This window comes from Pantoea sp. B65 (assembly GCF_047308185.1).
GTDB lineage: Bacteria > Pseudomonadota > Gammaproteobacteria > Enterobacterales > Enterobacteriaceae > Erwinia.
In genome coordinates this window covers 1-12,815 of sequence record NZ_JAHXPU010000041.1, presented here as the reverse complement: position 1 = coordinate 12,815, position 12,815 = coordinate 1, and the positions used below count along the sequence as shown (strand labels likewise).

9 protein-coding genes and 2 pseudogenes are annotated in these 12,815 nt (G+C 46.0%); 5 read left to right on the top strand and 6 right to left on the bottom strand.

Annotated elements, in window-relative coordinates; all coding sequences use genetic code 11:
* The first annotated feature begins 65 nt into the window (after window positions 1-65).
* Window positions 66-818 carry a copper homeostasis protein CutC gene (cutC, locus tag JWF83_RS20425; protein WP_413652245.1) on the top strand — a complete coding sequence of 251 codons (753 nt, stop codon included), beginning with the start codon at window positions 66-68 and terminating at the stop codon, window positions 816-818.
* 436 nt (window positions 819-1,254) lie between these two features.
* On the opposite strand, the pseudogene JWF83_RS20420 reads toward cutC, so the two are convergent.
* From JWF83_RS20420 to JWF83_RS20405, 4 genes and pseudogenes are all read right to left on the bottom strand, one after another.
* Window positions 1,255-1,533, bottom strand: a pseudogene (locus JWF83_RS20420) (integrase core domain-containing protein); the annotation flags it as partial.
* A 29-nt stretch (window positions 1,534-1,562) separates the two neighbouring features.
* Window positions 1,563-2,831 carry a carbohydrate porin gene (locus JWF83_RS20415; protein WP_413652244.1) on the bottom strand — a complete coding sequence of 423 codons (1,269 nt, stop codon included), beginning with the start codon at window positions 2,829-2,831 and terminating at the stop codon, window positions 1,563-1,565.
* 84 nt (window positions 2,832-2,915) lie between these two features.
* Entirely contained in the window at window positions 2,916-4,142 is a 1,227-nt protein-coding gene (locus JWF83_RS20410) for an MFS transporter (protein ID WP_413652243.1), read from the bottom strand.
* Between the two features lie 10 nt (window positions 4,143-4,152).
* Complete coding sequence (locus JWF83_RS20405) at window positions 4,153-6,999, bottom strand: family 78 glycoside hydrolase catalytic domain (protein ID WP_413652242.1); 2,847 nt, start codon at window positions 6,997-6,999, stop codon at window positions 4,153-4,155.
* Window positions 7,000-7,522: 523 nt separating this feature from the next.
* On the opposite strand from JWF83_RS20405, the gene JWF83_RS20400 reads away from it, so the two are divergent.
* Together JWF83_RS20400 and JWF83_RS20395 are read left to right on the top strand one after the other, a co-directional pair.
* Window positions 7,523-8,560, top strand: coding sequence for an AraC family transcriptional regulator (locus tag JWF83_RS20400; protein WP_413652241.1), 1,038 nt, complete (start codon window positions 7,523-7,525; stop codon window positions 8,558-8,560).
* Between the two features lie 524 nt (window positions 8,561-9,084).
* Window positions 9,085-9,993: an Rpn family recombination-promoting nuclease/putative transposase gene (locus JWF83_RS20395; RefSeq protein ID WP_413652240.1), complete on the top strand. Its 909-nt coding sequence runs from the start codon at window positions 9,085-9,087 to the stop codon at window positions 9,991-9,993.
* Between the two features lie 604 nt (window positions 9,994-10,597).
* Here the strand turns inward: JWF83_RS20395 and JWF83_RS20390 are convergent.
* Window positions 10,598-10,756 (bottom strand): hypothetical protein, encoded by a 159-nt coding sequence (locus JWF83_RS20390; RefSeq protein WP_413652239.1) that lies wholly within the window; start codon window positions 10,754-10,756, stop codon window positions 10,598-10,600.
* 127 nt (window positions 10,757-10,883) lie between these two features.
* Between JWF83_RS20390 and JWF83_RS20385 the strand changes: the two genes are divergently transcribed.
* A complete protein-coding gene (locus tag JWF83_RS20385) occupies window positions 10,884-11,732 on the top strand; it encodes a hypothetical protein (protein WP_413652238.1) in 849 nt (282 codons plus the stop codon).
* Between the two features lie 45 nt (window positions 11,733-11,777).
* Complete coding sequence (locus JWF83_RS20380) at window positions 11,778-12,401, top strand: LysE family translocator (protein WP_413652237.1); 624 nt, start codon at window positions 11,778-11,780, stop codon at window positions 12,399-12,401.
* Between the two features lie 111 nt (window positions 12,402-12,512).
* Here JWF83_RS20380 and JWF83_RS20375 read toward each other — a convergent pair.
* Window positions 12,513-12,815: pseudogene (locus tag JWF83_RS20375) on the bottom strand (transposase); the annotation flags it as partial.

Sequence of the window (12,815 nt, the reverse complement as noted above, 5' to 3'; positions counted from 1 at the left end):
ACCCGCAAAACCAGCCTAACTGAGAATCTGAGAACCAGCCAGCAGTCATTAAACAGGAGGATGTGATGACTAAATTGGAAGTATGCTGCTACGGAGTAGACTGCGCAATCACTGCAGAGCAATCCGGCGCTGACCGCATTGAACTCTGCGCCGCCCCGAAAGAGGGGGGGTTAACGCCGTCTTTTGGCAGCCTGAAAGTCGCACGTGAGCTGGTATCGATCCCTGTACATCCGATTGTGCGTCCTCGTGGCGGCGATTTTTGTTACTCCGCCAGTGAGTTTTCCACTATGAAATCCGATGTGGCGGCAATTCGCGAGCTGGGTTTCCCGGGAGTGGTTGTTGGCATGCTGGATGAAGATGCCCATATTGATTTGAGCAAAATGCGGCAGATTATGGCGTTGTGCGGTGATATGGCGGTCACCTTCCACCGCGCTTTTGACCTGTGCCATAGTCCGAAACGTGCATTACAGGAGTTGACCACCCTCGGCGTCGCGCGCATTCTGACATCAGGCCAGCAACAAAGCGCTGAAAGCGGAATTGCATTACTTAAGGAACTAACCCATAGCAGTGAGGGTCCAATCATTATGGCCGGTGCAGGGGTTCGATTAAGCAATCTGCAAAAGTTTCTCGACGTGGGTATCGCAGAGCTGCACAGCTCGGCCAGCCGTCTGGTTGCTTCCCCAATGCGCTATCGTAAAGCCGGTGTTTCCATGTGTTCTGATGCCGATACCGATGAATTCAGCCGTTACTGTGTCGATGGCGATGTGGTGGAAGCGATGAAAGGGATCATTAATATGAATGCCGTACGTGTAGCCTGATATCACAACCGATTTTGCCGCGCAGCACGCCGTTCGAAAGACGTGATGTTTGCAAGTACCAGGCCCCAACATTTTGTTGGGGCTTTTTTTCTTTATATCAGTTAGTTACGGAATTGATGGGTGCCCAGGGGGATCCCGGTAACGGGTTTATTTCAGGCTTTTTCCGCTGTCGCTGGCTTCAACCCGCAATACTTCTCACAAATCTGAGCCAACTGCACGGATCAATAAGAACATGGGATTCAAAGTCGCCTCCCTAATGTTTCAGCTTCGCTTACCGCCGCTGTGATTTGTCGTGGTATGGAAGCGCCCGAAGTAAAACGGCTTAAGTCACTTAAAGAAGAGAGCGCTCGCCTCCGGAAGCTGCTTGCTGACGGCGGTGACCCTGGTCCAAAATCAATGCAGTGCTAAATAAGAGATCTTCGTCTTTCTGAAGATTTCGGATAAATTCAGCCGGAGTCATGTCATTTAATGATGAATGCGTTCTCTCATGATTATATTCCCTGCGCCAGTTGTCGAGTTTGTCCTGCGCGTCCTCCAGAGAAAGGAACCAGTAAATGTCCAGGCATTCATCCCGCAGGCTGCCGTTAAATGATTCAATAAATGGGTTGTCTGTCGGTTTTCCGGGGCGCGAGAAATCCATTGTCACGCCGTGACCATACGCCCATTTATCCAGACTTTTCGAGATAAACTCACTGCCGTTATCCGTCTGAATGCGTGCCAGCGGCGGTAATCGCCGGTTTATCTCTAAAAGCCAAACAGTTTGTCAAACTTAATCATGCCGAGTAATCCGAAGGCGTAACCATCCTGAGGTACATGCTGGCGGTCATAAGAGTTGAACCTTGAGCTGGTATCCCATGAGAACTGTATGTAAGGGCTAAGGATAATTTCTGGTGTTATCATTAGGTTGGCATCAAGTTGCAGGGCGTTTTGATTGCGGCCGGCAGTATAATTGTAGATACCGTTATTAACAAATGAATCATGAATCTCGCGATTTTGATCACTGGTAAGTCGATGAGTTTTCAGCGAAATACCATAACTGTCGTCAGGTCGGAAAGTAAAAGGAGACCCAATGTTTAACCCAACTATATTGGTATACGATAAGCCGATGGTGCTTGATTGATCAAAGGTATGAGCGAACGATTCCACTAGCGCCACGTTTGGTATATTAAAGAAGGCGTTGACACTTTTGCCCTGATAAATTTCTTTCCTGGCACCAATATAAAAACCAGACGTGCCATCATGTTTTTTGCCTGTTCTGGGATTGGTTTGTTGTTCGGTCGAGTGATACAGCATTAACTCCAGAGAATTACGCGTATCGTTATAGGTGAGATTTGACAACCAGAGCATGGCGCTGGAGTCTTCTTTCCATTCCCAGCCATTTTTAAAAGGGTAGCCCGTAACAATATTCCATCCTCCGACCTGGGCAGACCAGTTTGCATCGAAGTTATATTGGCTACGCCCCCCCCATGATGAGTAAAACAATGAAGGAATTAAGGGGCTGGTGCAGCTATAAAACAGATTGCATACCGGTGTGGCAAAATAAGTTAATGCTGCACTTTTCCCTATTTCAAAGTCCAGCTTTTTATTTAAAGGACTATATTCCAGAGTGAGTTTCTGCAAACGCGTTCGCTTAGGTGCATAAGGCACGGGGTCGCCATGTATCGAGTCGCCAACCATCATGCCGTAGCTAACATTTGTGGTATTGAGCACAATGTACTGCTCGAAATGTAATTTGAAATCTTCCAGCCCGGCCAGTTTCTCCAGGTCAACATTAGCGCCATAAACTAAAGTATACAGATTATAACTCATGCCAGTGATCTGCCCCAGCGTTGGATTTTCCAGGTGAAATGCCGTTGCATATAGCACCGGATCAATCCCGTAATCACGCACGGGTTGCCAGTCAAGTGAATTACTATTTCCACGTGCGGTATGATTAAATAAAAGCATCAATAATAGAAAGGAACATACTGATCGACTACCCAGGTGTTGCAGGATTACAGAGAATGAAAACATAGAGTATCACCCTAATATTTAATTATATATCGGATTTTAACTAAGGTCAGTCATGAATTTTTTGCTTTTATAATGATTTTATTTTTAACGTTCGAGCTTATGTAATTTTTCGTGATTTTGCTTTTTGTGGTTGCTATGATTCTTTAAACATATCTTTTCAAATCGGCTGAATAATAGAATGAACGCACCACATAATGCCATTAGACTGGAAACTATTAATGCAAGTCTCGGCGTTTCCTGACCGGTCAGTGCGGCCAGATTATTGATAATTAACGGTGAAGTAAATCCGGCAACGGAAGTGAATATAGAAAAAACCGCTATCGCCATTGGCATAGATTTTATCGGGACAAGCGTTGAAATTAAGAAAGGCGCACGGGCCATAAACAGACTTAAACTAAACCCGGTAATGAAACTTCCTGTTAATACCATCGGGGGAGATTTGATAAGTGTCGTTAACCCCATGCCACATCCCAGCACCAGAAAAGCCATCATTAATGTTCCCGAAGCGGTTATTTTAGAAATATGACCGAAAAGAAGCCCTGAAATTAAACCGCTGATGAGTAACAATGCCGATGCATGACTGGCCGTGGTGATGTCGCCGATTTTTTCCGTCGTCAGATATAAAGCAATATTATTCGGAAACGCATTATAGGCCAGTAAAAAAATGAACGCACACAAGCCGATAATAAAAACCCTTGAGGGTATTCCCGGAAGTGAAGGGCTGTTTTCCGGGGACATTGGGGCCTCATTATACACCGCACTGTTTAGTGGTAAGCACAAACAGATGATGAACAGCAGCGGCAAAGTGATAAGATACGCCAGATAGTTATACTCCCAGCCATATTCAGCCAGTTTTCCCCCCGTGACGGTGAGTATTACTGCGCCAATACTGACAAAGGCTGTCATTTGACCGAATATCACGCCACGTTCCTCGCCTGAAAAATTTTCCGAGATGATACTGGGGGTGATGGTCATAATCGTACCGACGCCGAACCCCAACACCGTGGCGCAGCCCAGTAAGAAATAAAAACTTGTATGAAAAAAGAAGGGAGTAATTCCACCCAGTGTAATCAACATAATACCGATAATCGCCAATGTCTTTTTAGGTATCCGGGCGGTTATGCGGCCAACCACCAATGCCGCAACAAGGCTCGAAAGGCTGGGTGCAGAAAGTAACATTTGCACCATAGAGGAGCTGAACTGCGAGAAAGTAGCAGATATATTAGCCAGCGAGGGGGCTATTGCCAGCGCGGACATCAATAATCCTGACATGCAAAATATAGCTATTTTGGTTTTAATTTTCTGATTCATAATTCCGACCTCAGTTAAATTCTTCTGCATAAGGGTAGGAAAATTGATATTTCCCTGAACCCGTGGATACAATAACATCCTCAGCATTCTGCCAGGAGTTTTCTATACCGTGCGCCTGTCTGATATTTGCGCCGTTACAATACACATCTACCAGATTGGCTGCCGGGAGAATTATTTTTGCCGTGGTGTTAGCCGGTATTTCAATATTTAGTAATAGCTTTTTTTCTGTCTTCAGCCATGCGGATTCGATAGCGCCGTATACCGAATTATAAGAAGCTTTAACATATTCCAGCGTAGAGTCAGGATGTGGCTGTATAACGATCTCTTTGTAGCCAGGATGCGCAAAGTTAATGCCTGCCATATATCGATATAGCCAGTCGCCTACGCAACCAAAGGCGCAATGGTTATAGGATACATTCGTTCTTTTTCCATCGGGTTTGATGGCGCTCCAGCTTTCCCATAACGTCGTCGCACCATTGTCAATCTGGTATAACCAGGATGGGCATGATCGTTGATACAGCAGTCGGCTGGCAATGTCATATCGACCATTTTCACATAAAACATCCATCAGAAAAGGCACGGAAACAAACCCTGTATCTAACCGGTAGTCATTATCTGCAATCAACTTAATCAGATTGTTAAAAAAGGCGGTTTTTAAATGCAGTGGGATCATATTGAGTTTAAGCGCTAAAACGTGCACTCCCTGATAATTTGCGACGATATGCGCGTCATTATCAAGATAGGTTGCAGCAAAAGATGTTCTTATTTTTTCAGATAACGCCAGATATTTCGTTTCTGTATTACTGTCGCCGAGCACATTGGCCACTTTCGCGACAATATCCGATGAGTAGGCGAAAAAGCAGCTTGCTGTGACTTCCTTCGTAGATAAGGCGCAATCAATCATGCCCTCTTGCTGGTTCTCTTTAGAAAGGAAGCTGGGAATTAGCCAGTCGCCAAAATGAAAACCGGTGTTCCAAAGATATTTCTGTCGTTCTTTTTGTTCTTCACTTAAATCAGCAGGAAGGTTTTCCGGGAGGTTATTCGCAGCTTCCGTTTCAATATAATGCATCCATTTCAGCATCATAGGGTAATTTTCCTGTAACACTCTCTTATCCCCATAGATGGAGTAAAGTGTCCAGGGCAAAATGGTGCATACGTCTCCCCAGCCCGCTGAGGTGTGGCTTCCTTCAAACAATATTTCCCCCATAGTCTGGTAGCCTTTCCAGTAAGGCACCAGCATTGGCACCTGACCATCAGGCCGCTGTTCAATTTGTACATTGCGCAACCATCGGGTAAGGAAAGGATTCATATCCATATTAAAAGCAGCTGTAGGTGCATAGACCCAAATATCACCGCTCCAACCGGCACGTTCTCTTTGTGGGCAATCCATCGGGATAGAAAACATATTCCCGGCCTGGCTCCATAAAATATTATGCTGAAGTTGATTCAGATCTTTATCTGAACATTCAAAGTGGCCGCTAATATTCAAATCACTACCAAGCACAATGGCTGAGACATCTTGTGGTTTCAGTTCTGCGGGATAACCACTGATTTTCGCGTAACGGAAGCCATGAAAGGTAAATCTTGGTTCGTAAATTTCGTTGCCTGTTCCTTTCATTATATAGATGTCTTTTTGCTGTTTGTTTCTTCCCATAATGTTATTGAGGAAATTACCTTCTTCATCCAGAATTTCACTGTGCTCGATGACGACTCTGGTGCCTTTTTCCCCGGACAAGCGAATACGTACCCGGCCTGCAATGTTTTGCCCGAAATCGACAATACGTTCGCCCCTGGGTGAAGTAATGATTTTTTTTGCCTGCATTTCTTTTATGGAACGTACAGGCTCTCCATATTCAGCGACGAGATTATCATAGCCATACAGGTCGTTAGTAATTACCGGCTGCCAGTTTTTATCGTCAAAGCCAGCCCGACTCCAGTCGTTGATTTCCATGCGCGCATCATACATTTCTCCGATAAATATATCCGAATAGAGAAAAGGGCCGGTTGTACTTTTAAAACTTTCGTCTGAATAAATGACCTGCTGTGTGCCATCCTGATATTCAATCTCCATCTGTAGCAACAAACCCAGCTTGTCGCCATAATTCATATTGGTTCCCGGTCCGCCGATGCGCCCGGCATACCATCCATCCGCCAGAATAATACCAATGGCGTTACTTCTCCCTACCTCCAGACAGTCTGTAATATCGTAGGTCTGATACTCAAGATAATTGTCGTAAGCAGTAGCGCCTGGAGAGAACTGAGAATAGCTAACTTTCCTGCCATTAATTTCCACATCATAGATAGCATGCGCTGTTGCATACAACCGCGCCCGCGTAATAGTCTTGTCAACCAGAAATTCTTTGCGGATGAACTGGCAAGGATTGAGGGATGAATAGTCTTTGGTGTCATGCTTATGGACCGACTCGAACATCTCTTCAATATGACTGATAAGATCTGGTTGCGAGGGTCGCTGTACTGGTTCTATCCATTTTGCAGACCAGCAATCTTTGGAAAGAAATGCGAATTCAAAAAAAGCTGGTTCGCTCCAGTCAGATACATGCCCCTGGTTATCCCAGACTTTTATTTTCCAGTAGTAACGCTTTTTTGAGACGAAACTCGTATTATATAACTCCACACAAATCGATTGTGAGGACAGCACTTTTCCTGAGTCATAAAGCCATCTCTCATCTTTCCCTTCAGTAATAAAAACAACTAACTGATAAGCCGTTTGCAGTACGGCATAGAGGGAAGATTCAATTTTCCAGTTTAATCGGGGAGATGAAATATCAAGTCCCAGTGGATTGGTCATATATTCGCATTGTAATGATCCTACCGCCAGAGGCGAGTTCGATTCCATCAGTTCCTCTCTAGTCTTTTATTATTTAATGATAAAATTATTCTCCGCCTATTATTCTGTTTCATAGGGATGAAAACTATGTCGTGGCGAGGTTTTTTTCTGTCCAAAATAATCGGGGGAATGATGTTTTTTTGTGATGCGGGTCAAATTCAATTATCAGGTGTTGATTTTTTTATCAAAAAATTCAGTATGTTAGATTTTTAATCGGCTGGAGTATTTCAGTTCATTATAAGGTCTTATGCTTTTTTATAAACCACGCAGACACAGGTTGCGGGTTACCCAATTAAGTAATCTTGTCGATTTCACTCAGTCATTATTGCATCATGAATAAATAATTGTGAACTTCATCAATGTTTAGTTATGCTAAAAGTGCTTTTCTGACATAATGAAATTAGTAGATTTTATTTTGAATTAAATCATCATTTACACAAATTTATGTATTAAAGGATCTGATTGGATTTTCGAATTGCCAGTAAAATTAATTGGTTTTTTTGTGGCAGAGATGTGACATCGGGGGCTAAAAATGCGTAAGGCTATGCTTCATAAAAAACTTTGTGATTTATCAGAATTAGAGATTTTTCTGGCTGAAAATCCAAAGGAAGCGGAGTTGGAATTTATTAAAAAAAGAGGGCGTTTTACCATTCAAAATAATGAGGTGATGCAGGATGATGCCTTGATTAATATGCGAAGGCATCCCAGATTTTTGCATGTTCCTGAACACAAACATGACTATATAGAAATGATGTATGTCTATCAGGGGAATCTCAAACAGCGGGTGGAGCAATCTATAGTTACTTTAAAAGAAGGAGATATTTTTTTACTTAACAGAAATATCTTTCATGAGGTTTTTCCCGCCGGTCAGGATGATATTTCTCTGAATATCTGTATTAAGCCAAAGTTCTTTTATTATCTGTTCTCGTTTATTGATAAAAATAATGTAATCAGCCAGCTTATTACATCAGCTATGTATGATGGGTATATTGAAGGATCCTATCTGCATTGCTCAGCTGCAGGTAATGTGAAAGTCAAAGAAATCATGCTCGAGATAGTCGATGAGTTTTATATCAACAGCGCAAGTTCTGAAGCGAAATTAAAAATGCTTATTGGTCTTCTGTTTATTGAATTGTTGCAGAATCTCTCTAAATTAAATGCATACACTGTGGCCAGTCAGGATGCCAGACTGGCTACTAATATACTGGATATTATTGACACTCATTTTATGGATGTCAGCCTGCAATCTATTGCCGTTATCACTCAACATCCACAGTGTAAAATAACGCGCGTCCTGAAAGAGCACACCGGCATGACGTTCAAGCAGCTATTACAGGAAAAGAGACTGGAAAAGGCGGCGGAAATGCTCACGAATACTTGCGCAACTATAGAGGAAATTATTAGTGCGGTAGGGTATGATAACGCCTCCTACTTCTACAAAATTTTTAAAAATAAATTTGGCGTTAGTCTCAATTCTTTCAGAAAAAATCACGAAGCCGTTTTCAATTCAGATTACGTCCATCCGGTTTTGGCTCAGTTGCCGCGATCCGGGAGGACGCCATTGAAATGAAATATTATTGTGAGTTTGTTGCGTCTGCTATCAGTATATTTTACTGGGCTATACCTTAGCACTGTTAAGAACATTACTGGCTTTTCTTCTTTATCAATCGAGAATGTCTGTCATACAACGTCGTTGAACAGTATTTGCAGACGCTTTACCCGGACGTGCTCTATTCTCTGCAAAATTTTGGAGCTTTAACCATAACAGGTCGGGTGATTGTATTTTGTCACGCAGGATGGTTGATCGCAGGCTCTGCGCCGCTTTGCGGAAATAGCCGTTGCCTTAGGGTGGCGCCCGCGGCGCTATCTTCCAGGCGACAGCGCAGACGCAACTCCGGCACCAGCCAGCGCGCAAAGTCGCTGAAGCTCGAAGGCGATAACTGTAAATATCACGCACGGTACTGCCATTCACTTGTGAACAGTAGATTTAACGGACTTCCAGGTGGTGCCCGGACTGAAAATTGATCATATTTTAATCTCCGGCCGGAAGTGATAGAGTCCGCGCATGTCAACCCGGATGACAGGAGCTACGGAATGGGGGCCACTTCCACACCGCATGATGCGGTATTCAAACAGTTTCTCACTTCCCCTGACACCGCCAGGGATTTCCTGCAGATCCATCTGCCACCGGCACTGTTGCAGGGCTGCAAACTCGACACCCTGCATCTGGAGCCATGCAGTTTTATTGAGGAGGATTTGCGGGCGTTCTATTCGGATGTGCTGTATTCACTGCAGACCGACAGCGGGGAAGGCTATGTCTACTGCCTGATTGAGCATCAGAGTTCACCCGACAAAAATATGACCTTCCGGCTGATGCGTTACGCTATCGCGGCGATGCAGCGTCATCTTGATGCCGGGCATGAGCGTCTGCCGCTGGTGATCCCGGTGCTGTTTTATCACGGTGCGACAAGCCCCTATCCGTACTCCATGAACTGGCTGCAGGCTTTCGACGATCCTGAACGGGCGGCCCGCGTTTACGGCAGTGATTTCCCGCTGGTGGATATCACGGTGATCCCCGACCGGGAGATCCTGACACACCGGGGCATGGCGCTGCTGGAATACCTGCAGAAACACTGCCGCCAGCGCGATCTGATGCTGATGCTGCAGCCGCTGGCAACGCTGATAAACAGTGGTTACACTACAACAGAACAGCTGATTGCGGCGGTAAACTATATGCTGCAGGTGGGTGAAACGGCTGATCCGCAATCATTTATGCGTGCCCTGGCAGAGCGCACGGGCCAACATGAGGAACTGATGATGACGGCTGCAGAAAAGCTTGAGCAGAAAGGTCTGGAGAAAGGTCTCGAGAAAGGTCGCAAGGAAGGCATTAAGGAAGGCATTATGGAAGTTGCCCGTAAAATGCTGTCAGAAGGTCTGGATAGCCGTAATATCATGAAAATGACAGGGCTGACGGAAGATGAACTGAGACAGATTCGCCGGTAACCGGTGATACTTATTGATTCTCGCAAAGGGCATTGCCCATTTTTTGCAGCAAGACAACCCGGAGCCGGAACGGGTTTTTTTTGATAAACAGCCAGAAATAATATGATTAAAATCATCGCCCCTGATGCGCAGATGAAGCAATAAAGGTATTACGGTGCGGTAATTTTATGCCCGAAAAAAGGTGCCCTGGTGATTTACCGGGCACCTTTTGTATTGAAGAAAACTCAGTCACCTTTGTGCAAATCTTCCTGACGGGCATTTTTCAATTTTCTGTGTGTATACAAACCGCCATAAATAAAACCTAACAGGAACGCAGCGGGGAAAACTAATAAGATAATGGCTACCGGGCTCATTTTTGAGTTTTAAGACTCCCTCTAATTGACGTGGTGATTATCCATTTTTACCCGGAATCACTCAAGAGCTGAAGAACTGAACTGACCCTGATAATGGCTTACTCCAGGCATCAGTCAAACCCTGCCTCACGATAACGCCCTCGTCTGGAGGCGCCGGTGGTGGGTGCGCTGCGCCACCATCATTCTGCACAGAGATTTTTATGCCCGCCACACCATAAAAAAACCGGCGCATGGCCGGTTAAGTGTTCAAGTCATTCAGGTAAAGTGCCTTCAGATTTACCACTGGTATTGAGTTTGGCAGAGGAGCAACCCATCATTTGCCATTCAATTAAATTATCGGCAGTGCGACGCAAAGCTTTATAAAAAAACAGCACTGCTGGCAGTTTTTGCTCCACTGAGCGGATCTGCATAATATTTAACCGCCGGAAAAGTGACAAAAGGTCAAAAAAAACAATTGCCCGCACAGTATGGGCGTGTAACCAGGCGCATTTACATTTATCTTAATTGTCAGGGTATTTCAGGCGCGCGGGGAGCAGGATGAACAGAACGACTGCGGGGTGTCTTACAGTGCTGATATGCTGCGGCTTGCTGAGTGTGACCGCCAGCGCCGGTGAGACGTGTCCGGCATACAGTAAAGCGGTAAACGACAGTAACGCGATTATTATGCTGGGCGGCACCGCGAGAGGGCCGATTAAGCAAGTGGTGGTTGGCGAGTTCGGCAAAGATGTCGATCTGCAAAAGCGTCTGCTGGGCCAGTTTGACCGCTGCGGAAATCTGATGATTGCAGACAGCAGCTATGACAAAAATGAAGGCAATGTGCTGCTGAAAATGGAGCAGCATGTGGTGCGTATTCCCAATGGCTGGCAGGCTGAGTATGCGGTTTCCGTCCAGGTGAAGCAGCAGGATAAAATGGTTGAGGTGAATAACAAGCAGGGCACGATCAACTATCAGCTGGGCAAAAATGGCAATATCACCAGCTCGACCGATGTATTTACCATTATGGGAGTTAAGGGCTTTACCGAGACGACCTACAGCCATGATAAGCATTTGCGTCTGCTGAAAAGTGTGGCGCGCGGCAGCGATAATTTGAGTAATGGCGAGTATCGCTACCAGTGGAACGACAAAGGCAATTTGCTCAGCACCACCTCAGAGCGAAGCAAAGAGACCTATAAATACGATAAGCAGAATCGCGAGCTCGGTCTGCATAGTGTCGCCAGTACGGCGGTCAGTACCATCACCACCATTGATGAGTGTCAGTCCTGGGATGATATCGGTAACTGTACGCTGAGCTACGCCCGTGAAACGGAAGTGTCCGACCGGACCACCACCAAACGCAATCTCAGCACGGCCTATCGCTTCGAGTATTGGGAAGCAGAAACCAGGTAAATGTGCAGGTCAAATGATAATTTTTATTAACCGGAGGCGTGGGCTATGACAGCATCGCTGTTGTCGTTTTTTATTGCCATTACCATCCTGACACTTACCCCGGGTTTCGATACCGCGCTGGTGCTGCGTACCTCTGCCGCCAGCGGCTGGAAAAAAGCGCTGGTGACCGCCCTGGGGATTAATGTCGGCTGTCTGTTGTGGGGCGTGGCGGTAGGTTTTGGCCTGGGGGCGCTGCTGCTGGCGTCGGAAATGGCGTATAACCTGCTGAAGCTGCTGGGGGCCGCTTATTTGTTATGGCTGGGTATCGGATTGCTGCTGAAACCCCGCAGCGAGTTTATCGCTGACCCCGGCGGTAGCAGCAAAAGTCGCGGCTATGCCAGCTTCTTTAGCAAAGGGGTGATGGGCAATCTGCTGAATCCAAAAGTCGGCGTGTTCTATGTCTCATTTTTGCCGCAGTTTATCCCGGCCGGCGCTTCAGTGGCGTTATGGAGTTGCGGCATGGCAATGGCGCATGTGGCGATCGGTATCATGTGGAATTGTGTGCTGATTGCATCAACCCACTATTTTGCCGCAAAGCTGCGTAAACCGGCCGTAATGAAGTTTATGGACCGGCTGACCGGCTGTGTGTTTATCGGATTTGCCGCCAGACTGGCGCTGGCGAAGCGCTGAAGCAAAACGTTGATAGCTCCCGCCCTGATGGTGTAAGTCTCTGACAAGGGCGGCATAAATGTACAACCGCCACATGGGTTACAGATCTGACCGGCCACATGGGTAACACATTTAGGTCGGGTCGATCCGGATGATACTCTGCTCAACTCTGTCGTAGTAAGCAAGTATCATCCGGTCGAACAGGATCGCGTCCAGTCCGTCATCCACCTCCAGAACCCTTACGTACTCCCCCTGTAGCGCTTCGCTCAGGAACAGCCCTCCACCGATTTTTATCGCCCCCTTCGGTGACACCAGACAGAGCGCTGAGCTTTCCGGATACTCCACATCCGGCACTTTTCCGTCCCAGATTCGTAATGAAGGGACCCATACCGATGAGGGCGGTTGCCCGCCATGCGCCTCATGTGGCCTCTCATG